The sequence below is a fragment of the Streptomyces oceani genome (assembly GCF_001751245.1).
Lineage (GTDB): Bacteria > Actinomycetota > Actinomycetes > Streptomycetales > Streptomycetaceae > Streptomyces > Streptomyces oceani.
Genome location: NZ_LJGU01000113.1, coordinates 1 through 23,405 on the forward strand (window position 1 = coordinate 1; position 23,405 = coordinate 23,405).

General features: G+C 72.4%; 16 protein-coding genes. 9 read left to right on the plus strand and 7 right to left on the minus strand.

The genetic code is table 11. The features are described 5' to 3' along the window. Nucleotides 1-24: 24 nt before the first annotated feature. Together AN216_RS05890 and AN216_RS05895 are read right to left on the minus strand one after the other, a co-directional pair. Nucleotides 25-1,272, minus strand: a complete 1,248-nt coding sequence (locus AN216_RS05890; RefSeq protein ID WP_070195532.1) for an acyltransferase family protein — start codon at nt 1,270-1,272, stop codon at nt 25-27. A 298-nt stretch (nt 1,273-1,570) separates the two neighbouring features. After that, nucleotides 1,571-2,833 (minus strand): SAV2148 family HEPN domain-containing protein, encoded by a 1,263-nt coding sequence (locus tag AN216_RS05895; protein ID WP_070195533.1) that lies wholly within the window; start codon nt 2,831-2,833, stop codon nt 1,571-1,573. A gap of 497 nt (nt 2,834-3,330) precedes the next feature. Here AN216_RS05895 and treY point away from each other — a divergent pair, with 497 nt between their 5' ends. Further along, nucleotides 3,331-5,895 carry a malto-oligosyltrehalose synthase gene (gene treY, locus AN216_RS05900; protein WP_070195534.1) on the plus strand — a complete coding sequence of 855 codons (2,565 nt, stop codon included), beginning with the start codon at nt 3,331-3,333 and terminating at the stop codon, nt 5,893-5,895. A gap of 67 nt (nt 5,896-5,962) precedes the next feature. On the opposite strand, the gene AN216_RS05905 is transcribed toward treY, so the two are convergent. From AN216_RS05905 to AN216_RS05920, 4 genes are all read right to left on the minus strand, one after another. Further along, the gene (locus AN216_RS05905; protein ID WP_070195535.1) at nt 5,963-6,529 is read right to left on the minus strand and encodes a DUF1707 and FHA domain-containing protein; all 567 of its coding nucleotides are present in this window, start codon (nt 6,527-6,529) and stop codon (nt 5,963-5,965) included. A gap of 307 nt (nt 6,530-6,836) precedes the next feature. Beyond that, nucleotides 6,837-8,294, minus strand: a complete 1,458-nt coding sequence (locus AN216_RS05910; protein ID WP_070195536.1) for a short-chain fatty acid transporter — start codon at nt 8,292-8,294, stop codon at nt 6,837-6,839. Continuing rightward, the gene (gene lhpI, locus AN216_RS05915; protein ID WP_070195537.1) at nt 8,281-9,243 is read right to left on the minus strand and encodes a bifunctional Delta(1)-pyrroline-2-carboxylate/Delta(1)-piperideine-2-carboxylate reductase; all 963 of its coding nucleotides are present in this window, start codon (nt 9,241-9,243) and stop codon (nt 8,281-8,283) included. Before lhpI ends, AN216_RS05910 begins: the two co-directional genes overlap by 14 nt. A gap of 32 nt (nt 9,244-9,275) precedes the next feature. Continuing rightward, entirely contained in the window at nt 9,276-12,641 is a 3,366-nt protein-coding gene (locus AN216_RS05920) for a molybdopterin-dependent oxidoreductase (RefSeq protein WP_070195538.1), read from the minus strand. 160 nt (nt 12,642-12,801) lie between these two features. On the opposite strand from AN216_RS05920, the gene AN216_RS05925 reads away from it, so the two are divergent. After that, complete coding sequence (locus tag AN216_RS05925) at nt 12,802-13,476, plus strand: GntR family transcriptional regulator (protein ID WP_070195539.1); 675 nt, start codon at nt 12,802-12,804, stop codon at nt 13,474-13,476. 39 nt (nt 13,477-13,515) lie between these two features. Here AN216_RS05925 and AN216_RS05930 read toward each other — a convergent pair whose 3' ends face one another. Continuing rightward, complete coding sequence (locus AN216_RS05930; protein WP_070195540.1) at nt 13,516-14,157, minus strand: HAD-IA family hydrolase; 642 nt, start codon at nt 14,155-14,157, stop codon at nt 13,516-13,518. Between the two features lie 143 nt (nt 14,158-14,300). Here AN216_RS05930 and AN216_RS29100 point away from each other — a divergent pair, with 143 nt between their 5' ends. The 7 genes from AN216_RS29100 to AN216_RS05960 all read left to right on the plus strand — a co-directional run. Continuing rightward, the gene (locus AN216_RS29100) at nt 14,301-14,462 is read left to right on the plus strand and encodes a hypothetical protein (protein WP_170843043.1); all 162 of its coding nucleotides are present in this window, start codon (nt 14,301-14,303) and stop codon (nt 14,460-14,462) included. Nucleotides 14,463-14,579: 117 nt separating this feature from the next. After that, nucleotides 14,580-16,988 carry a DUF4135 domain-containing protein gene (locus AN216_RS05935; protein ID WP_070195762.1) on the plus strand — a complete coding sequence of 803 codons (2,409 nt, stop codon included), beginning with the start codon at nt 14,580-14,582 and terminating at the stop codon, nt 16,986-16,988. Further along, complete coding sequence (locus tag AN216_RS05940) at nt 16,985-18,265, plus strand: hypothetical protein (protein ID WP_079166314.1); 1,281 nt, start codon at nt 16,985-16,987, stop codon at nt 18,263-18,265. Before AN216_RS05935 ends, AN216_RS05940 begins: the two co-directional genes overlap by 4 nt. Beyond that, complete coding sequence (locus AN216_RS05945; RefSeq protein WP_070195541.1) at nt 18,262-19,473, plus strand: JmjC domain-containing protein; 1,212 nt, start codon at nt 18,262-18,264, stop codon at nt 19,471-19,473. Before AN216_RS05940 ends, AN216_RS05945 begins: the two co-directional genes overlap by 4 nt. Continuing rightward, nucleotides 19,445-20,806, plus strand: coding sequence for a lanthionine synthetase C family protein (locus AN216_RS05950; protein ID WP_070195542.1), 1,362 nt, complete (start codon nt 19,445-19,447; stop codon nt 20,804-20,806). The genes AN216_RS05945 and AN216_RS05950 overlap by 29 nt, the downstream gene beginning before the upstream one ends. A 347-nt stretch (nt 20,807-21,153) precedes the next feature. Then, nucleotides 21,154-22,101, plus strand: a complete 948-nt coding sequence (locus AN216_RS05955) for a GNAT family N-acetyltransferase (RefSeq protein ID WP_070195543.1) — start codon at nt 21,154-21,156, stop codon at nt 22,099-22,101. Nucleotides 22,102-22,229: 128 nt separating this feature from the next. Beyond that, the coding region (locus AN216_RS05960; RefSeq protein ID WP_244502343.1) for an alpha-amylase family glycosyl hydrolase at nt 22,230-23,405 on the plus strand (1,176 nt) is incomplete at its 3' end.

Below are 23,405 nucleotides of genomic sequence, written 5' to 3' on the forward strand. Positions count from 1 at the left end.
GCGGCCCCCGGGCGCGCCGGCCGGCTACCGGCCGCTGTCACCTGGCGGTGCGGAGCCCGGCCGGGCCCGACCACGTGCCTCGGCGACCGGGTCGTCCCGGAAGAACCAGCGCATCCGCGGCTCCACCACGAAGCGGAACACCCGGCGTACCGGGGAAGTGCACAGCAGCGTGACCCCGGCGGCCGCCAGCACGGTGACCGCGACCATGCCGTACGGAGCGTTCGGCCACGCCGGGTCGTACCAGCCCCACCGCACCGAGCCCTTGATCAGGAAGCCGTGCAGCAGGTAGCCGTACAGCGTGCCCGCGCCCAGCGCCGTGCACCACAGCCGGCGTCTCGGCACCCAGGCCAGGAAACAGCAGGTCAGCACGAGCGAGCAGGCGAACAGTCCAAGGCTCATGACACCGCCCGTGACCGCCGGCACGCCCAGCTCCTGGGCACTGTCCCGGTGGTAGAACCACTCGTGGTTCAGCCGTGGCGCCGCCCAGTACGCGAAGACGAGCGCCCCGGCGGTCGCCGGCAGCGCCGCCAGCCGCACCCGGGGGTGCCGCAGGGCCGTGAAGTGCTCCGGCCGCAGCCGCAGCCCCAGCACGAAGAACGGCAGGAACTGCAGGCTGCGTTGCAGGTCCAGGCCGTCCCCGACGCTCGGGGTCACCGAGCTGAGCACCGCGACCAGCAGCGCGATCGGCAGCGGCCAACGCAGCGCGCGCCACAGCGGCGTGCTGAGCCGCCAGAGGAAGAGGGCGAGCAGGAACCAGTTCAGGAACTGCGGATCGGTCGCGTCGATGGGGTAGTCCGGGTCATGGTCCGTCCAACGGTAGAAGTAAGCGTACGCCACCTCGAAGAGGAGGTACGGCACCAGCACCCCGGCGACCAGCCGGGGCATCCGGCGGGCGGTCAGCTCGAAGCCCCGGGAGAAGTAGCCGGAGATCACGATGAACGCCGGCATGTGGAAGGCGTAGACGAACATGTAGAGCGCGGTCGCCGCCCTGCTGTCGCCCAGGTACGGCTCCCAGGCGTGGGCGCTCGCCACCAGGACGATCGCGAGGTACTTCGCGTTGTCGAAGAAGGGCTCCCGGCCGGCCTGCCGTGAGGTGTCGGCCGTCCTGGTCGCTTCCGCCGACCCGGCCGCCGTCGCGCCGTCTGGCGGAGCGCCGTCGGATGGGGCGGCGGCTTCCCGCCCGGGTGGTGGACGCTCCCGTTCCGGTGGCAGTGCGACCCGCGACACCCCGGCGACTCCGGTAGCCGCGGCAGGCGGACGCGACCTTCGCATGGACAGCCGTCACCCTCCAGCATCCGGCCGGCAGTCGTCCTGCCGGCGGTTCCCGCACGCCGGACGGACCGCTGCCCACACCCGCGTACGCGTGATCTCCCGGCACGGTAACGCGCCGCGACTTTGACGGTCGTGTCCGGCCAGGCCCAGGACCAGGCCCTCGCCAGGATGCACCCGCCGCCCCGCCGGGATGGCGCGTACACGCCCTCGTACGGCCGTCCGGGCGCCACGGGAGGGCTACGAACCGCGTGCCACGAGGCTGACCGCCGTGACGGGCCGCCCGGTCGAGCCACGACCGTCAGGACACCGGGCGCGAGTCCGTCCAGATCGACTCGAACTCCTCGCGGTAGGTGTCGAACATGCCGTGCTCTCCGGCCCGCCCCCGCGGGCCGGCCGCGCCCTCCGGCGCCTCGTGGACCAGGTGCCGGCCGCCGCCGCGCAGCACCAGCACCGGCGACTCCATGCCACGCACCCGGCGTAGGTACGCCTGCACGACCGCGAGCCCGTCCGCGCCGTCACCGTCCACCAGGTAGGCGGTGAACCGGGGGGTTTCGTCGAAGACGTGGATCTGGAAGGCGGCGGTGTCCCGCAAGCTGGCCCGTACCCGACGCATCTGGAGAATGTTCATCTCCACGGCGCGGCCCATCTCCCCCTTCTTCAGTCCCAGTTCGCGCTCTCGACGGCGCACCGCGCTGCTGGCCGGGTTGAGGAAGAGCAACCGGATTCGGCACCCGGACTCGGCCAGCCGCATCAGCCGCCGGCCGCTGTAGTTCTGCGCCAGCAGATTCAGCCCTATGCCCACCGCGTCCAGCCGCCGAGCGCCCTCGAACAGGTCCTCCACCGGCAGCTGGCGCTGCAACCGCACCCGGTCCGCGTGCACTCCGACCACGTCGCCGAACCGGTCCCCCACCAGCTCCTCCACCGCGTCCACCGGCAGCCGGTCCACCGGCCCGCCGGCGCTCCCGGAGGTGTCGAGCAGCTCCAGCAGCCGTCCCGACATCCGCTCCGCCTGGGCCAGCACCGTCGCCGACAGGGCACGGTTACGGGCGACCGCGCTGCGCGCCACCTCCAGCTCGTCCAGCGCCAGCTCGACCTCCCGCCGGTCGCTGAAGTACGGCTCGAAGCAGGGCCAGTGCTGCACCATCAGCTCACGCAACTGCGGCAGGGTGAGGAAGGAGACGATGGTGTCGTCGTCCGGGTCCAGGAGATAGCCCTTGCGCCGACTCACCTCGCGCACGGCCACCGCACGCTGCACCCACTCCTGGCCGGCCGGGCCAGCGGCGGCGATCACCCACTCGTCACCGTGCACGGGCTCGTAGATCGGGCGCAGCACGGCGGCCACCACCGCGCGCAGCCGCTGCTCGACCAGGTTCAACCAGATGTAGGCGCGGCCGGCACGCTGCGCGCGGGTGCGTACCTCCGTCCAGACGTCGGCACCCCAGTCCAGGTCCGCGCCGATCTCCATGGGCCGTGCCAACGACACCGCACCGGAGGGCACTTCGGCGGTCTCGCCCTCGCTGCCGCCCTTACCTGGAGGGAGTTCAAGCCCTCCCGAGCCCACGTGTGCACCGCCTTCCGGCCCTGGTTGTTCGATCAAGGAAGCCTACTGCGGGCAGCCGCGCGGTGCATCTCGTTCGCGGTTCAACTCCCCTTATGTGTGGGGCCGTAGGGCGTACGTGCAACGTCCGTGCCTCCCGCGGTGAGACGTGACCGGCATGATCCCGACACTGGGCGCGCCTCCGGGCGCTCCCGTACGCCACGGCAAGCGGAACAGGACCTTCCCGACGGCGTATACAACCACACCGTCCCGACGGCCACGCCACTGGTCCCACCCTCGGCCACCGGATGGACACGTGACGGCATCACCCGGTTTCTATCCTTCCGGGCGCCCCTGACACCAGCGAACGGACACGACACATACCGATCATTCACATCCCGTGCCAGCACCGGATCGCCGGCCCGGGCGGCTCCGCCCTTCGGGTTGCCGCCCCCACGCGTACGGCCCCCGCACCGCGCGGCCCATCGCACCGGAGGGGTCCCCTCCGTTACCCAGGCAGCATGCCACCCTCCGCCACACCGCCCGCCGCCACCTACCGCCTGCAACTCAGCCCCGCCTTCCCGTTCGCCGCCGCCGAGGCGGCCGTCCCCGGGCTGGCCCGCCTCGGCGTGTCCCACCTGCACCTCTCCCCCGTACTCACCGCCGTCCCGGGCTCCACGCACGGCTACGACGTCACCGACCACCGCACCGTACGCGCCGAACTCGGCGGCGAGTCGGGTCTCTGCGACCTGGCCCGCACCGCGCACGCGCACGGCCTCGGCCTGGTGCTGGACATCGTGCCCAACCACATGGCGGTTCCCCCGGACGTACGCCTCAACGAGCCGCTGTGGCAGACGCTGCGGGACGGCCCGGACTCGCCGTACGCCCGCTGGTTCGACATCGACTGGTCCGCCGGCGACGGTCGGGTGCTGCTGCCCGTGCTGGCCGGTCCGGCCGACGACGAGCAGCCGGCCCTACGGGTCGAGGACGGAACGCTGCGTTACGGCTCGCACGTCTTCCCGCTCCGTCCCGGCACCGCCGGGCTGCCGCTGGCACGGCTGCTGGCCGCCCAGCACTACCGGCTCGGATGGTGGCGGCTGGCCGGGACGGAACTCAACTACCGGCGCTTCTTCACCGTCTCGGAACTCATCGGCGTCCGTGTCGAGGACCCCGTGGTCTTCGAGGCCACCCACCGCACGCTGCTGCGCCTGCTGCGTACGGGCGTGCTGGACGGGTTCCGGGTGGACCACCCCGACGGGCTCGCCGACCCCTCCGGCTATCTGCGACGGCTGGCCCGCGAGACGGACGGCCGATGGACCGTCGTGGAGAAGATCCTGGCCGCACGGGAGACCCTGCCCTCGTGCTGGCCGGTCGCCGGCAGCACCGGATACGACGCCCTGCGGCAGCTCGACGGGCTGTTCGTCGACCCGGTAGGGCACGACGAACTCGTCGCCGAATACCGGGAGTTCACCACCGTGCCGACCGCCTTCGGCGGGGAGTGGGGAGCCACCGTGCGGCAGGCCGCGCACGGTCTGCTGGCGGGCGAGCTCGCCGCCGAGACCGACCGGCTCGCCCGCGCCGTCGTACGGGCCTGCGCGCCCGCTCCCGGATCCGGCACCGAGGCCGCCGACCCGGACGGTACCGCCACGGGCGTCACCGAGCGGGCGCTGAGCCGGGCGTTGCGCGGCCTGCTCGCCGAACTCCCCGTGTACCGCCCGTACGCCGTCCCCGGCGAGGAACCGTCGGTCCCGGACGTACGCGCGGTCGACGCGGCGGCCGCGGCAGCAACGGAGGCCGTTGGCGGCGTGCGCGGCGGCCCGGAGGTCCCGGCGGTACGCCGGATCCGGGACCTGCTGCTCGGCCGCCCGCCGCACGGATCGCGGCACGGTTCGCCGCACGGCTCGCCTCCCGCACAGGAGGACGACGACGAAGCGCAGCGGCGGGCAGCCGCCCACGAGGCGGTGCGGCGCTTCGGCCAACTCTCCTCGGCGCTGCGCGCCAAGGCCGTGGAGGACACCGCGTTCTACCGCTACGTCCCCCTGCTGTCCGCGAACGAGGTCGGCGGCGATCCAGGCCGACCGGCCGTCTCCCCCGCGGAGTTCCACGCCCACTGCGCCCGGGTCCAGCGGGACTGGCCGCACACCGGCACCCTGCTCTCCACCCACGACACCAAGCGCAGCGCCGACGCGCGCGCGGCCCTGGCGCTGCTCAGCGAGTGCCCTCGGGCCTGGTCCGAGCTGCTCGCGGAGCTGACCTCACCCGCAGTCCCACCAGCGGCCGGCACCGCCGATCCCGAAGCCACCGCCGACACCGCTATCTTCTCGGAAGCAGCCGCTCCGGAGCCCTGGCTGGCCTGGGCGGGCTGGCAGACCGCGCTCGCTCTCGGCACGCCCGACCCGGAGCGGCTGACCAGCGCCCTGCTGAAGTCCGTACGGGAGGCGGGGACGCACACCAGCTGGACGGAACCGGACCCGGAGTACGAGCGTTCCGTGACGGACTTCGTCGCCTCGGGGCCGTGCGGGGCGCCGGCGCGGGCGCTGGAGAAGTGGGCGACCTGGAGCGAGCCGTACGTACGGGCGAACCAGTTGGGGCTGGCGCTGCTCCAGCTCACCATGCCCGGCGTCCCGGAGCTGTACTGGGGCACGGAACGGCCGTACCGCGTCCTGGTCGACCCGGACAACCGCCGGCCGCCGGACGCTCTCGGCTGGCCCGATCCGCGGCCGGATGACGAGGTGTCAGCGGAGAAGCTTCACCTGACCCGGACGGCGCTGCGGCTGCGGCGCGCGTGGCCCGAGGCGTTCGGCGAGAGAGGCGACTACCGGCCGTTGCGGGCGCGGGGGCCGGCGGCGGAACACTGTGTGGCCTTCGCGCGATCGGGGGTCACCGTCACGGTCGTGACCCGGCTCTCCTGGCGGTTGCGTACGTCCGGTGGCTGGCGTGACACCGAGCTGCGGCTGCCGGACGGGCACTGGCGGGAGCTGCTGTCCGGCCGGTCCCTGGATGGCGGGTCGCAGCCGGTCGCCGCGCTGCTCGGGGAGCGCCCGGTGGCGCTGCTGTGCCGAGCGTGCGGTACGACCACGGGCTGACGTCCGGTCAGCGGCGCGCGTCGCCGGCTCGGCGCGGGGCGCGGGGCCCTCCGGAGCTCGGGCTCGCTCAGTGGTCCGGGCTGGTCCCGGGCGCGGCCAGCCGGTAGCCGACCTGCCCGAACAGCACGTGGTCGCCGGGACGCACCTGCACCGTCCCGGTGACCCGGCGGCCGTTCACCCAGGTGCCGTTGCTCGACCCGAGGTCCCGCAGTGACCAGCCTCCCTCGCCGGTGTTCCGCAGCTGGGCGTGGGTCCGGGAGACGGTGAAGTGGTTCAGCCGCAGCACGGAGCCCGGCGCGCGTCCGATGGAGAGCGGATACGGTCCGGTCACCGGCAGCATCAGCTCCGGCAACCGCTCGGACTGCCAGGCCCGGCGCAGCTTCACCGGGAAACCGGACACCGCCTGCACCGTGCGGAAGAGCCAACGGGAGCCGGTCTTGCGGGTCCGCAGGTCCTGCAGCACGGCGTCCAGTTCGTTGTGCTGCTGGGCGTGCAGGATCACTTCCATCCGGTGCTCGAACGTGCCCTGGGAGACCCGTCCGTCCGCCGCGCTGTCGCGCAACACCTCGAGCGCACGCTCCCGGTCCGCGTCCGACACCCGCGGTGGGTACGCGCTGAACTCGACTGATGTCATGAACTCATTGTCCGGACGCGGGCATGTCCTGTCCAGGCAGCGGGCCCGGCGACAGCTCCGCCAACACCCGTCCGGCGCCCCTGGGTTCGGCCCTGGTCAGCGCGGACAGCACACGTTCCACGACGGATCGGTCCGTCCGCGGCGGCGCTCCGCCACCACGGCCTCCGCGCGTAACGCCGGCCCGGCACCAACGACTCCGGCATCGGCTGTAGCCCGCGCCAGGTCCGACCCGGCCCGCGCACCGGTCCGGTTGCCGAGCCGGTGCGCGGACTCCGCGTGCTGCGTGTGCCGTGTGTGGGGTCCGCGGTCAGGGAACGACGGGCGGGGTGTAGCCGAGGGTGTACGAGAAGCCGGTCAGGAGCGCCAGGGTGAGAGGAGCGAGGAAGAGCAACTGCAGGAACGTGAAGCCCACCAGGTGCCGTGCGCGCAACGACAGGATGCCGAGCAGCGGCAGCATCCAGAACGGGTTGATGAGGTTCGGCAGCGACTCCGCGACGTTGTAGACCTGCACGGTCCAGCCGAGATGCGCCTCGAGTTCGTTCGCCGCGTCCATCACGTACGGCGCCTCGATGAGCCATTTTCCGCCCCCGGAGGGGATGAAGAGGCCGAGCACCGCCGAGTACACCGCGACAACCAGGGTGAAGGGCACGGCGGAGGACAGCGAGGTGAACGCCTGGGTGACGTAGTCGGCGACCGAGTTGTCCGAGGCGTTGGTGGCGCGTGTCATGACGGCTGCGATCGCCGCGTAGATCGGGAACTGGATCAGCACGCCACTGGTGGCGGGCACCGCCTTGCCCACGGAGTTGAGAAAACTGCGCGGGCGCCAGTGCAACAGCATTCCGAGCATCAGGAACAGCAGGTTGTAGGTGTTCAGCCCGGAGATGGCCACGATCGGGTCCTCGTCCGCGAAGGTCTGCACCGCCCAACCCACACCCAGCGCGACCACCAGCACGGTCAGCAGCGGGCTGTACTCCAGCCACTCGCCGGGCCGGGAGCGAGGCGGCAACCCCTCCTCGGGCGTGTCCAGTTCGACCCCGAGGTCCTGTGCCCTACGTACCTGGCCTCCGCGGGGCGCGGAGAAGAAGGCGACGGTGACGACCACGACGATGAGGATGGCCGCGACGAGTATGGACTGCCACAGGAAGATGGTGTCGCGGAACGGAATGACACCCGTGATGGGCATCAGCCCGCTGGGAATGCTGTCCGGGTTCGCCTGCAACTGCGCGGCCGAGGAGCTGAGCCCCAGCGCCCACACGCTGCCCATTCCCATGAAGGCCGCGGCTCCGGCCGCCCGGTAGTCGACGTCCAGCTCGTCCCGACGCGCCAGCTGTCGTGCGAGGAGGCCGGCGAAGATGAGGCTGAAGCCCCAGTTGAACAGGGAGCTGACGGTGCTCGCGGTGGCGACCAGCGCGACCGCGCCCGGGCCTGTCCTGGGCAGCGACGCGACACGTACGATCAGTCGGCTGGCCACCGGGGCGGTGGCCACGACGTAGCCGCCGATCGCCACGAAGGCCATCTGCATGGTGAACGGGATCAGGTCCCAGAACCCGTCCCCGAACTCACGGGTGACGGTCGCGGGAGACGCACCGATCGCCAGCGCGCTGACCGTCACGACGACGAGCGCGATCAGCGCGAAGACGAACGCCTCGGGGAACCACCGCTCGGAGAAGTTCGACATGCGGACCGCGAGCCGCGACAACGCTTTCGCGTCGTCCCCTCCGGTACCGTCCGCACTCGGTTCGGTCCGTGCCTTACTCGTCTGCATCGGTGCTCCTGGAGGGTTCGGTGGTGCTCGTGTAGACGGTGACGGCGGCGATGAGATCGGCCAGGCCGGTGCCCACCGTCTTGAAGACCGTGATCTCGTCGGCTTCACGCGGGCGGGGTTCGACTCGCGGGCACAGCTCGGGAAGCGTCGCGGCGATGTCCTGGTCGCCGAGCGCCCCTTCGGCGAAGGCCGTGACGAGTTCCCCGGCCTCCGTACGTGCCGCCTCGGCGTCGATGAACACGGTGGCGCGGCGCAGGAGTGCGGTGTCAACCTCGTGCATCTCCGGGCGGAAGCTGCCGATCAGGTCGAGATGGGTCCCGGGTGTGATCCACTCCCCGCGGAGGACCGGCTCACGGGCGAGGGTGGCGGTGGTGATGATGTCAGCGCGGCCGGCCGCGACGGGCAGGTCGTCGACGGCGACGGCGTTCACTCCCCGTTCGACGAGCGCCCCCACGAGTGCGTGCGCGCCCGCCGGGTTGTACGGGTCCGCGACGAGCGTGGTCTCGATCCCCGGGCGCACGCTGGAGTACGCGTCGTGCACCCCGCTCCCGATGTGCCCGGTGCCGACGATCAGGTGCACCCGCGAGTCCGCCCGGGACAGCAGGGACGCGCCCAGCGCGGCCGTCGCGACCGTACGTCGGCGGGTGAGCTCACCGCCGTCGACGAGCGCGAGGTGCTGCCCGGTGACGCCGTCCGCCAGGACATAGGTCGAGGACAGCGCCGGAAGACCACGCGCGGTGTTGCCCGGGAAGACGTCCACCAGCTTCACCCCGAGGAACTCGCGGTTCCAGGCGGGCATCAACAACAGGGTGGCGTCGTTCCCGTCGTCCAGGGCGTGGTGGTGCCGTGGCGGGACCACGGCGCCTTCGGTCAGCCCGGTGCGCAGAGCCGGGACAAGGACGTCGTAGTCCAGTCGCTCCGCCGTCCGGACTGGGTCGAAATACTCCACGGTGTTTCTCCTCGTTGGTTCCTCGGTGCCGGTCAGGCGTCCAGCACCACGTCGGACGCCGGTACGGCCTGGCAGGTCAGGCAGTCGTCGCCGGTGTCGGGCGGGTCCGTGAGATGTGCCACCGAGCCGGCGAGCACGCGTACCGCGCAGCTCTCGCACTGACCCACACGACACCCGCTGCGCAGGCGAAGGCCGTTGCTCTGGGCGAGGTCGAGCAACGGGCCGTCCTCAGGGCGCCAGGTCAGGGTGCTGCCCGAGGCCCGGAAGGTGACCGTGTGCCGGGAGTCTCCCGTGGGCATGCCGCCCGCCGGCGGTGCGAACCGCTCGGAGAAGATCTCGAAGCGTGGCACCCCGCGGGCCACGAGTCCCTCCGTCACCTCACGGATCATCGTGTCCGGACCGCAGAGGTAGAAGCGGGCTCGTTCGTCGATGTCCGCCTGCGCGACGGCGTCAGCCGACACCCTGCCGGCCCGTTCGTAGTCCCGCCCGAGTCGGTCGTCGGGGCCGGGACCGCTCAGGTGCCGTACCAGCCGCATCCCGGGGACCTCGGTGGACAGGCGCAGGGTCCGGGGTCCGAAGCAGGTGTCGGCGACGCTGCGATCGCCCTTGTGCACGGTGATCCGCTGACCCGTGTCGCTACGACCCGCGAGCTGGGCGAGCTGGCTCAGGAAGGGGGTGACTCCGATGCCGGCCGCCATGATCACCACCGGGAACGGCGGGTCGACGGGAAGCGTGAAACCACCCGCCGGCGGGCCGACAGCCACCGTGTCCCCCACCCGCAGCCTCGTGTGGACGTAGGTGGAACCCGCCCCGTCTGGTACCAGCCGTACGGCCACGGTGTACTCCTCCCCCGGCGCGTCGGTGAGCGAGTAACAGCGCCTGACCTCGGCCGCGTCCCCGTCGGCACCGAGCACCAGCTCGACGTACTGCCCCGGTCGGTGCGGCTCGGGAGGTGCTCCGTCCACCGGACGCAGCCGCACCTCGACCACGTCACGGCCGCGCTCGCGCATCTCCACGACGCCGAACGGGCGGGTGCCGTCCGGGCGGAGGCGCCCCGCCCCCGCCTCCACCCGAACGTCGCAGGCGACGCCGCGCAGTTGGAGCGACCCGCTCACCGGGTCCGCCGGCGCACCGGAGACGGCCGCGTTGAAGTTGACCGCTCCGGAGATCGGGTCGTATCCGGGCAGCCCGAGCTGCGGCGCCGCCTCCCACCAGCCGTACTCGGCCACCACCACCCGTGGGTCGAGATCCGGCGCCAGCACGGCGCGCATACGCAGCGCCCCGTCATCGGTGACGACGCGGACCAGGTCGCCTTCCGTGAACCCCCGCCGTCGCGCCAGCTCGGGAGCGACCTCGACGGTGGGCTCCGGCTGCTTGCGCCGTAGTGCGGACAGACCGCGGTGCTGGCTGTGGCAGTAGAGGCCGCTCTTGGCGCTGGTCAGCAGGAAGGGCAGCGAGTCCCCTTCCCCCTTCCACGCCTCCGGCACTCCGGACTGGCCCGTCCGGGCGAGCCGGGCGGAGTACAGCTCGACCCGGCGACTGGGGGTGGCGAAGCCGGTGACGCCGCCGTCAGCCGCCTGCTCGGAGTACTTGCGGTACACGGTCCGCAGCGGATACCGGACACCGCCCGGGGAGTCGCGCAGCTGCCGCGTCGTGATCCCGGTGGGCCGCAGGATGTGATTCCAGCCGGCCTCGACATCGCCGTCGAAGAAGTCGGCGCCCATGCCCAGACGGCAGGCCAGATCGAAGACGATCTCCGTGTCGGAACGGGTGTCACCGACCGGCTCGACCATCCGCTGGCGCAGCTGCACCAACTCCTGCGCACTCTGGTTGATCTCGAAGCCGACCCTGAGGGCCTCGCGTTCCCACGGACTGTTCACCGGCAGCACGATGTCGGCCAAGCCGGCGGTGGGGTTCATGAACAGGTCGCAGTGGACGTAGAAGTCCAGCGCGCGCAGGGCGGCACGGCCGCGTTCGGGATCGGGTTGGGAGACCAGCAGGTTGGCGCCGAACCCCATCAACGCCCGCACGCGGTAGGGGACGTGGTCCAGCATCGCGTCGTACATGTCGTGGGCGGTGACCCAGCCGGTGGCGGGCGGACCGAGCGGGCGTTCGCGTAGTCCCAGGGTCTTGGCCCGCTGCTCTGGGGCCATCTGCTCGGTCGATGTCACGGCGTTCACGGGAACCCTGGGCAGCACGACGTTGCCGCCCGGCGCGTCGTAGCAGCCCTTGAGCGCGTAGAGCGTGGCGATCGCGCGCTCGGTCTGGGTGGCGTTCCCGTGCTGCCCCACACCCGTCCAGCTGTGGTACGCCACGGTGCCGGCCTCGGCGAACTCCTCGGCGAAAGCGTGCAGTTCCGCCTCCGGAATCCACGTGTGGCGGGCGGTCCGCGCCAGCGTCCACGGCTCGCAGGCGCGGGCGTACCGGTCGAACGCGGGGCGCACCCGCACGGCGAGGCCCTCGTGCGATACCACGGTGAACTCCCCCCGCAGCGCGAAGTCCTCGGGACGCTCGGCCCGCCTGCGGGTGTCGTACGTCCGGGGGCGCCCGGTGGCGAGGTCCCAGACCACGAAGCCGTCGGGGGCGCCGGGGTCCAGGTCCCGAGCCGTCAGCTGTTCGCCGGTGTCCTCGCGGACCAGCAGCGGCCCGTTGGTCCAGGACCGGACGAAGTCCTCGTCGTAGCGTCCGCTGCTCAACAGGTGGCGGGCCACGCCGAGAGCGAGAGCGGCGTCCGCGCCGGGGCGGACCCGCATCCAGTGGTCGGCGTCCCTCGCGCTCGTGGAGCGTCGGGGGTCCACGACAGCGAGCCGGGCGCCCCTGTCCCGCCCCTCGCGCAGCGCGACCGCCTGGGCGAGCCAGGTCTTCGCGGGGTTGTGGCCCCACAGCACCGCGAGGTCGGTGCCCGGGTAGTCGGCGGTGGGCTGCCCACTCCCGTAGGTGAACGCGTGCGCGAAGTCCTTGTGCCAGTTGCAGACTTCGGTGGAGTAGCAGGTGTTCGGCGCGCCGAAGCGGCGGATGAAGCGCTCGACCCACTCGATGGAGTCCGACATCGGGGTCGCGCTGGGCGAGGTGACCGAGAAGCCGATGGCCTCCGCGCCACTCTCCGTTCGGATGCTGGAGAAGCGCTCGGCGATCGTGGCCATCGCCTCCTCCCAACTGATCTCCTCCCAGCCGGGGTCGGCGGCGTCCTTGGGGCGCGTACGGCGCAGCGGGCTCGTCAGCCTGCGGGTGCTGTGCACGATCTCCGGGGCGGCACGCCCCTTGGGGCACAGCGCGGTGCCGGTCGGGTGGGTGGTGTCCGGAGCGACCCCCGTCATCCGTCCGGACTCGACGGTGTAGACGGCGCCGCACCGGGATCGGCACAACGTGCAGTATCCGTGCTTCTTCTCAACTGACACGACCGGGTCCTTTGCGTGCGGAGAAGTGTCGGGGACAATCGAGGGAGTAGTGGGTAATCGATTACCGCTAAGACATGCCCGGTAGTATGCGAATCGCCGATCACGGGTGTCAATGGGGTGGAGAAACGGGGGCGATGGCGCCGTGCAGCGACTACAACGAGTGAGCCTTCGTGAACAAGCGCTGGTCATCGTGCGACAGGCGATCGTCTCGGGGGAGATCGGGCCGGACGAGATCTACTCGGCCTCGGCGCTGGCGACGCGCCTCGGGGTGTCCAACAGTCCCGTACGGGAGGCCATGCTCACCCTCGTCAACCAGGGCATCCTGGAATCGGTGCGCAACCGGGGCTTCCGTATCGTGCCCATCAGCGAGCACGACCTCGACGAGATCGGCGAGATGCGCCGCATGCTGGAGGTCCCGGGTGTGGTCGCGCTGATCGACCGCGCACCGGACGAGGACATCGAGGCGCTCCGTCCCACGGCCGAGGAGATCGACACGGCCGCGCGCTCCGGAAACGTCCCAGGCTTCCTCGAGGCGGACCGCCGGTTCCATCTCGGCCTGCTGGAGCTGGGCGGCAATGACCGCCTGGTCCGCACCGTCGCTCAACTGCGCGACCAGACACGTCTCTACGGCGTCAACAGCCTCGCCGAACAGGGCACCCTCCAACAGACCGCACCCGAGCACTTCGAGATACTGGACGCGCTGCTCGCTCGCGACGCGGCGGCGGTCGAGCGGGTCATGACCCGCCACCTGGACCACATCAGGGGCGAGTGGGCCGGCGAGGCGCCCGGCGCCGCCGGGAAGCAGGCGACCCACACCGCACGCGACACCGGTTGAGCCCCACCGGTCGCCGCCCCGCCCCCGAGGAGCGGGCGTTCAGAGGACCAAGCCGCCCAGAGCGCCTCGGAGTCCGGCCGCGTTCGCGTAGTGGTGCCCGGTCATCCCCTGGCGGACCGCGGCCTCGACGTTCGCTTCGCCGTCGTCCACGAACAGGCAGCGCGCGGGCGGTACTCCGGCGGTCTCGGCCGCCGCGTGGTAGACGGCGGCGTCCGGCTTGGCCGCCCCGAGCCGCGCGGAGTTCACCACCGCGTCCACCGCGTCCGCGAGTTCGAGAGCGACCAGGTCCTCCTCCAGCCGGGTGGTCGCGTTCGTGACCAGCACCACCGGCACCCGGCGGCGTACGTCCGTCAGCAGCCGGAGCACCTCCCCGTCCACCCGACCGCGCTGCGCGCTCCAGGCGTCCGTCAACGCCCGGGCCCGCTCGGCACCCCATACGGCGGCCAGGTCCCCGGTGACGGCGGTGCGCCAGTCGGTGTCCGGCGACAGACCGGTGATCGCCGGCGTGAGTCGTTCCGGACGGAACGCGGCGCCCGCCAGGGTCCCCTCGGGCAGACCGTGCGCGCGGTCCAACGCGGACATGCTGGGGGCGTCCCAGAGTCGCAGCACCCCGTCGAGGTCGCACAGCACGGCACCGGGCAGGGGTGGGGCCACCGGGGCGGGCACGGGAGTCGGACGCATGAGGCGATCCTGACAGCCGGCGCCCGCACGCGCGCCGGGTCCGGCGAACCCGCCTGGCAGGGCGGGCACGGGCACTATTGACATGGGCATTTCCGATGGCTGTACTGCTCACGATTCGCCATTCAGACGAGAGGAGAGCCTTCATGCAGACCCTTGAGGAAACGGTTGAGCTGGACCAGCACGCCGACGAGGTGTTCGACCTGGTGATCGGCGAACTCGAGCAGGACATTCCGCCGCTCGCGTCGCCGACGAACTCCGGCAGCGGCACGGCCTGCGGCACCTGCGCGGGTATGTACTGCTGCTGACCGCTACCGGGTGGTGCCGCGTACCGCGCACCACCCGGGTAGGCACGGTGATCCGGGAAACGAATCGAGAGGCTAGCTTTGTCGGTCGCACCAGCCAGTGTCGAGGCCCTCTGGGAGATGTGCGCGCCGACCGGCGACGCCGAGGAGGACGTCCCCGCCGTACTTCCGCCGGTGGCGCGCCGCGTGATCGCGGCGGTACGCGAGGGCACCGCGGGAGGGTTGTTCCCCCCGGTCGTCACGGACGGCCCGGAGGGCACCCTACGGATCGACCGGCTGCTCGGCGGCGCGGCCGACGCGAGGACACTCGCCCACGCACTGCCGGACCCGCGGTTCACGCCGCTACTGGACCTGCTGGAACAGTTGGACGCGTGGTGCGACTCCACCGCGCCGCACTACGCACCGGTACTCGCCACCGAGGTACTCGACATCACCAACGCCGACCTCTTCGGCCCGGTGGTGTCCGAGGCGTTCGTCGCCTGCGCGACGGGTCGCGCGCACTACGCCCGGGACCGGGTGGCGGAATGGGCCGCGCGTTGCGCGGACTTCCTGACGCTCTTCCTGGACCGGCTGCTACGGGACATGCACGCCTGCTGGCCCACCGACCAGGCTTTCCAGGGGCCGGTCGTCGCGTTGTGGGCGCACGGCGAGGAGACCCACAACGGCCGACAACGCGTGCTGCGGCTGGACTGCGCCGGCGGCGGCCGGGTCGCGTACAAGCCACGGCCCGCCTCCGGGGAGTTGCTGTTCACCGCAACAAGCGGTACGGGGCCGCCCGCCTCGGTGTTCGAACTGCTCAACAACGCGCCCGCGGCCTCCGGCGCGGTGCGACTGCCCGTACTGTCGTGCTGGCCCGGCTCGGAGCCGGGCTACCTCTGGCAGGAATGGATCGAACCGCCGGCCCAGTGGGGGCCGATCCGCACCTCCCCGTCCTGGCGGTTGACCGGCACCCGGCTCAGCCCCCGGCAGGCGGCGCGCTACTGGCACCGCACCGGCTCGCTCGCCGCCGCGATGTTCGCCTTCGGAGTCACCGACATGATCGGCGGCAACGTGGTCACCGGGAGCCGCCCCGGGAACGACGAACCCCTGCTGTACCCCATCGACCTGGAGATCTACTTCTGCCACGTGCCCCGGCTCTACGACACGGGCCTCCTGCACGACCGCACCGCGGAGGTCGACCAGCACCACGTCGGTCTGGAGAGCACCGCACGCTGGTGCAGCGCGGAGGGCCCGCCGGTGTGCTGGACCGCCGAAACGCCCGACCGGCTGCGGCTGCACCGCCGCCGACGGTCGTACGCCAGGGAGGAGACCCGCACGGTCGTCGCGGACACCGAGGGCCGCGCCGGCTACGGCCCCTACCTGCCGGCCATGCTGCGCGGCATGTTCGACGCCTGGACACTGATGTGCCGGCAACGGCCGGCGATCCAAGGCTTCCTGTCCACCGCCACCACCGGCCACTACGTCCGGGTGCTCCGGCAGCCCACCTACCAGTACTTCGACGCGCTGGTGCCCCGCTGGTTGTCCGGGGGCGGCGCCGCCCCCGCCCCCGCCGAGCCCGGCGTCTCCTTCGACCGCGCGGAAGTCGACCAGCTTCGGCGCATGGACGTGCCCTACTTCGTACGCTCGCTGGACGGCGGGCCGGTGCTACGGGTCGAGCCACCGCCCCAGCCCTTCGGTACGGCGCGGGTCGCGGCCCGACCGGTCCCCGAGGGCGGCTGGCCCCCGCTCCGGGAACTGCTCGACGGCGCGAAACTCGACCTCGCCGGCCTCGGGGTGGCGGTCCGGGACGCGGTGGAGCACGTCTTCGACGACGTGCCCGAACCCGTCGTCACCGACGAGGCCCAGGGCGTACGCCTGCACCTGCAGAGTCCGGGTGAGGGACAGGTCAGCTTCGACTGGCCGGAGGTCGGCAGGCGCGTCACCTACCTCTGGAACCGGGAGACCGTACGGCTGCGCATCGACCCGGTGGACGCGCCGGACGTACCGCCCGAGCCGACACCCGCCGGGGAGACGCGACGCCGGCTGCTGCGGCTGGATCGGCTGGACGCCGCCGTCCGTACGCCCTGGGCCGACGGCGGCATGGTCGACACCACCGCCGAGCAGCGGCTACGGAGCCTGACCGACACCGGGATCAGCTGGCTGGCCTCGGTCGTCAGGGAGCACGGGTGGCCGAGCCACACCCTGGTCGGTTCGGCCGCGGGCGGCGCGGCGAGTCGTCTCGTACAACACGCGAGGGAACACCTGCCGTTCCGGCGGCACTGTCTGGCACTCATGCGGCAGGCCGCGACCGACCGCGCCCTCCCCTGGCGCGAGGTCGCCTACCTGACCGACGAGTTGCGCCTCGCCGAGGGCCGTCCCCAGCTCTACGGCACGAAGTTCGAGCCGGTGGCCGGGAAGCTGGAGCCGTGCCCGATCGAGGAACCCGAGGAAGTGGACCACCGGCGCGCCGAGATGGGCATGGAACCGCTGGCGCGGCACACGGAGCGCGCTCGGCAGCGGTTCCCCCTGGCGGGGAGGGAAGCATCTTGATCACGTCAACCGACGAGGCACCACACGCGCTCGAGGACGTCGACTGGGGCCTGTTCGGCGAGCGCTACTGGGAGCGGCGGCCCGCGCGGCTGCGCTCCCGACTACCGGTCGGCATCGACCGGATCCACGCGCTCACCGTCCAGGCGTGTGCCCCGTTCCGCGCCGGCACCCGGTTCTGGGTGATGCCGGACGTACGCTTCCTGGCCGGTGACGGCTGGCTGCGCGCGCCGGGCGGCAAGCTGCCCGAGCCCACCGACCGCACCCTGGACGACTACCTCGACCGGCTGGACTCCGAGTTGGCCGGGCAGGGCTACCTCCTCACCCTGCGGCAGCCGCTGCTGCTCGACTACGCGCTGTGGTCCGCCGTGCGCGACGCCGTCGACGGCCTGTGGCGGCAGGTCGGCTGGCCCAACCTACCGGTGGTCGCCGAGATACTGATCGGTGACCGGTTCACCCAGCACGTCGGAGCGACCGAGGAACCCACCCACGCCGCGCTGACCTGGGTGCTGCGCGGACGGATGGACGTACGTCTGTGGGACGAGGGGAACGGTCCCCCGCCCGCCTCGGTCGCCGACCCGGAACAGGACCTGGAGGGGGTACGCACCCTGCGGGCGGAGGCCGGCGAACTGCTGTACTGGCCCTCCCACCAGCGGCACGTAGACACCCACGGCGAGCGGTGCGTGGCGCTGCGCCTGCGGATACCGGTGGATCGGCGGCTGCCGTTCACGGAGTTGCGGGACCTGCTCGCCGATCTCGTGCACGGCCGGCAGGGCCACGACGAGACCGTGCCGTACTTCCCCTTCGGCCCCGGCACCCGGGTCGAGGAACCGGGCGGGGTGCTGCCCCACCTGACCACGCTCGGGCAGGAACTGCGTACCGTGCTGGACGGCGAGCAGCTGCGCAGGACGCTGCGGATTCGCTGGGCGGCGTTGCGCTCGGCCGCTGGGCTGGAACCGATTCCGGAGCCGCGCGCGGGAGTTGTGCTGACTCCGGAGACGCGGGTCCGCCGGACCGGCGAGATCGTACGGATGCCGGACGGGCACCGGCAGGAGGTGTGGGCCGTCAACGGCCACGTCTTCACGCTGCCGCGAGCCGCCGGCAACCGGGTGCTCGAGGCGCTCCCCCGGGAGGGGGAGACCAGTGTGCGTGAGGTGTGCGCGGCCCTGGGCGCCGGCGGGTCCGGCGGCGGGAACGGGAACGACCGCACCGTGCTCGCGTTGCTGGACAAGCTGTACCGGCTGCGCGGCATCGACGTACTGGAGGTGCCGGCGGAATGACCCTCACCACTGAGCGGACCTTCGACTGGGACGACTTCGTCGACCGGTTCTGGGACCAGAAACCGGTGCTGTACAAGGGGGTCACCGACGCGCCCTTCGACGAGACGGAGGTGTTCGAGACGGCGGTGCTCGGCACCCGTCCCCCGCATCCGCTCGCCATCCCGGGGAACCTGCAGTTCCTCGTACAGCGCCGACAGCAGACACAGCCGCGCGACCGCCTGCCGGAGCTGTCGGACCGTACGTTCGACGGCTACGAGCGACGGATGGCCGACGCTCTGGACGGGCAGCGCTACGCCCTCGTGGTGCACCGCTTCCACGCCTTCTCACACCCGTTGTGGGAGCGTGCGCGACGCTTCTACGGCGGCCTCTGGGAACGGGTGGGCCAGCCCACGCACACGGCGGGCTCGACGATGTTCCACGGCTCGTACGAGCACAGCCCGGTGGGGGTCCACCAGGACCGCTTCGCCACCTTCATGTTCTGCGTACGGGGTACCAAGCGCATGCGCTTCTGGGCCGAACGGCCGTGGTCCCAGGACGTGCACACGGTGCTGGACTACGAGCCGTACCTGGCGTCCTCGTTCGTCGCGGAGGTCGAGCCGGGGGACCTGCTGTACTGGCCCTCGCGGTACTACCATGTCGGCGAGAGTACCGGCGCCGCGCCAGCGACCAGCGTCAACGTAGGCATCCCGCGCCGGGAGCACCGACCGTACTACGAGATCAAGGATCTCTTCCGGGGCACCGAGCCAGTCGCGTCCGCCCCGCTGTTCACCCCGGATGCCGGGCCGGACGGGCGGCTGGCCGAAGAGCTGCCCACCGCCCTCGCGGACGCCGTGGACGCCTTCGCGGAATGCCTGGACGAGGCCCCCTTCACCGAGCGGGCCACCGGGCTGGCCCTGCGGGTCCGGACGGCGGGAGGCTTCTGGCCGACCCAACCGCCCGCCGACTCCCCCGCGTTGGATGACGACACGCCGGTACGCGGCTCGGCTCGGGTGCTGACCACGAACGGCGACGGCGCCCCCAGGTGCGCGGCGAACGGCCACGTCTGCTCCGTACTCGCCACACCGGCGGCCGTGGCGCTGCTGGACCGGCTCAACGCGGGCGAAGTGGTACGGATCAGCGAACTGCCCGTCTCCCAGCGGGACGAGGTCCGCCCACTGATGCAGGAACTGGAGAGCTTCCGTGCCCTCACTCGCGCCGACATCGGCTGAACGGTCGCCGACCCACCGGAAGGAGGCCGCCCGGATCGTCACCGAGGTCGCGGAGCGGCTGGCGGAGCCCGGCCGGGTGGTCGAGATCGCGCGCGAGCCGGACAACCTCATGCGCTACCCGGGCAACGAGCAACCGGTCTGGGACCCGCTGCTGCTGTCCGACGGCCACCCCGGAGTCGCCCTGCTGTACGCCGAGTTGGCCGGGGATCGGCCGGAACTGCGGGCTCCGGCGCACGCGCACCTCACCGCGGGCCTGCGCAGTGGTATCCGTCGCAGCCCGCAGTCGCTCTTCGGTGGCATGGTGGCGCTCGCCTTCGCCGCGCAGGTCTCGGCCACCGGGTTCGGCGGCTACTCGACGATGCTGTCCGGGCTGGACGGACACATCATCGCGCAGGCCCGGGAACGCGCCCAGGCCGACCGGGAACGGACCAGCGCGGGGCGACCCGTCGGCTCCTGGGACCGTTACGACGTGCTCAGCGGCACCGCCGGCATCGGCCGCTACCTGCTCGCCCGGCACACCTCGGCGGCGGAGCGGGACGTACGGGAGGCGGCGGGACTCGCGCTGCGTGACGTACTCCAATCCCTCGTGGCCAGCGCGACCGCCGACGACCACGACCGGCACGGGACCCGGCTGCCCCCCTGGTGGATCACCGAAGGTCTGGAACACGGGCTGGACGAACACGTCAACTTCGGCCTCGCACACGGGATCACCGGGCCGCTCGCCCTCCTGTCCGTCGCCTGGCGGGCCGGCTTCCGAGTCGAACGCCAGGACGAGGCGATCGAGCGGATCATGGCACTGCTCGACCACTGGCGCAGGACCGACGAGTTCGGCCCTCGCTGGCCGCACCTGGCCACCCTGGAACACCTGCGGAACGGTGAGCCACCGGAACGCTGGCGGGACTCCTGGTGCTACGGCACGGCAGGCGCGGCCCGCGCCGTGTACCTGGCCGGTGCCGCGCTGGACCGGCCGGACTGGCGTACGGACGCGCGGACGGCCCTGCACGGGGCGCTGCGCGCGGCGAGCGACGAGCTGATCCGCGACTCAGCGCTGTGTCACGGCTGGTCGGGCCTGCTACAGATCACGCTGCGGATGGCACACGACAGCGGCGCCCCGGAATGCCACACCCTCGCCGACCGGCTCGCCGCGCGGGTGGTCGAGGCGTTCGACCCCGGGGCGCCGTTCGGCTACCGGTACTCGCACACGCTCGCGGCACGTGACCTTGACCGCCCCGGCTTCCTGGAGGGAGCCGCCGGGATCGCCCTGGCCCTCCACACCTACGCCACCGCCAGCATGCCCACGACATCCTGGGACAGTGCGCTACTGCTGAGCTGACCCGGGCCCGCCGGGGCTCGGAGTGGCCGGCGCGGTCGGGCGGCACCGTGTCGGGCGGGGGTCTCACCGGGTCGCGGCACCGGAGCGCGAAGCGAAGACGGGGGTCGGCCGCATGAGGCACTCCCGACAGCCGGCTCCGCCCCGCGCGCCGGGTCCGGCGAAATCCGCTGGCGCGGGCGCCCGTACGCCTCTAGAGTGCGGCCACGCCCGTACGTTCCAGGAGGGAGGCGAGAGCCGATGTACCGCACCGTCGAAGCGCGCTCCCGCCACCTGCCCCGGGCGTCCGTCCACAGCTGAGCAGTTCGGCTGACCGGGAGCGCCACACCCCTCCCGGAAGGACAATCACCGTGACCACACTGGTCATTCGCCCGCTCGTCGAGCACGAGGCGCGGCGGCTCTTCACCGCGCTTCCCGACCCCGGGCTGGTCGGCCGCGCCCTGCTCGGCCGCCCCTACGACACCCTCGCCGCCGGCGGCGAATACCGCCCCGAGTGGACCTGGGTAGCCCTGCGCGCCGGTGAACCGGTCGCCAGGGCGGCGTACTGGGCGCGGCCCGAGGGCGACGCGCCCCAACTGCTGGACTGGTTCGACCACGCGCCGGGCGAGCGGGACGCCGCCGTGCGGCTGCTGCGCGAGTCGGCCTGGCCGGACGTCGACTACGAGCTGATCCTGCCGCCCGACTGGCGGGCCGTCCCCGAGGTACGGGCCGCGGCTGAGTCCCGTGTCGAGGCGGCGGAGAGCGCCGGCTACCGACCGCTCGTGGAGCGTTTCCGGTACGCCTGGACACCGGCCCACGGGCTGCCGGACCAGCCCGGCCGGCTCACCTTCCGTCCCGAGCCGGACGACAAGGCGGTGCTGGACGTGCTCCGTCGGGTCACGCGGGGCACGCTGGACGCGCACGCGCGCGAGGACATCCGGGTGGGAGGTCTCGAACGGGCCGCTCGGACCGAGTTGGACCTGCTGCGAGGCCTGCCCGGACCGCGCGACTGGTGGCGGCTGGCGTACACCACGGCCGGTGATCTCGTCGGGCTGCACGTGCCCTCCCGAATCGTCAGCGGACCGTGCGTCGCCTTCGTCGGGGTGGTGCCGGAACACCGCGGCAGGGGATACGCCTTTGACCTGCTGGCCGACTGCACCCGGCAGCTGGCCGAGGCGGGCGCGGAGAGCATCGCGGCCAGCACCGACCTGGGCAACCGGCCGATGGCGGCGGCCTTCGCCCGTGCGGGATACCCCGTGACGCAGCATCGGTACTGCATGGCGGCGCCCGGCCGGTCCCCGGACCCGGCCGCCGGGTGATCCACCGGCACAAGCCGGCCACCTGATCGCCCCGGTCACCCGACCTCCGAGTAGCGAGCCCCGGGGGCCACGACACACGGGCGGCCGGTAGGTGGATCCGTACCACCGCCGCCGGCAGCATGGCGCCCATGCGATTCGAGGTGTGGGCGCCATGGGCGGAACGGGTCGTGCTGCGCCTGGAGCCGGCCGACGGCGCCGCGTCCGCCCGCGCGCACCCGATGCGTCCCGATCCGGCCCGCCCCGGCTGGTGGGGTGTACGGACCGAGGCCGCGCCGGGCAGCCGGTACGGCTTCGCGCTGGACGGCGGCCGGGCACTGCCCGACCCGCGCTCCCGACGCCAGCCGGACGGGCCGGACGGGTTGAGCGCGGTCGTCGACCTGTCGGCGTACGAGTGGCGGCGTACCTGGCCCGGCGCCCCACTGGCGGGTGCGGTGCTGTACGAGCTACACGTCGGCACCTTCACGCCGGAGGGGACCTTCCAGGCGGCAACCGAGCGCCTGTCCCACCTCGCCGAACTGGGCGTCACCCATCTCGAACTGCTGCCGGTCTGCCCGTTCCCCGGCCGGCACGGCTGGGGGTACGACGGGGTGTCGCCGTGGGCCGTGCACGAACCGTACGGCGGGCCGGCCGGCCTCCAGCACTTCGTGGACGCGGCTCACGGGACGGGGCTCGGCGTGCTGCTGGACGTGGTGCACAACCACCTGGGTCCGTACGGCAACCACCTGGGGTCGTTCGGGCCGTACTTCACCGACCGGCACCAGACCCCTTGGGGTGACGCGGTCAACCTGGACGGGCCCGGCTCCGACGAGGTGCGGGGCTACCTGATCGGCAGCGCGCTGGCGTTCCTGCGGGACTACCGGCTGGACGGGCTGCGGCTGGACGCCGTACACGCCCTGGTGGACACCCGCGCCGAGCACTTCCTGGCGGAACTCTCGGCAGCGGTGGACGCGTTGGCGTTGGAGACCGGCCGGCCGCTGTTCCTCGTCGCGGAGTCCGACCAGAACGCCCCTCGTACGACCGCGCCTCGGGCCACGCACGGACACGGCGTCCACGCGCAGTGGAACGACGACTTCCACCACGCCCTGCACGTGGCGCTGACGCACGAATCGGCCGGCTACTACACGGATTTCGCCCCCGCCCCGCTGGCCGCGCTCGCGAAGACCCTCACCCGCGCCTTCTTCCACGAGGGCGGTTACTCCGCCTTCCGGGAGCGCGGGCACGGCTATCCGCTGGGCGGGCGGGACGCCACCGGAGCGGCGGCGCGAGCGGCCGTGCGCGTGCCGCGCGGCACGACCGCGGACGGC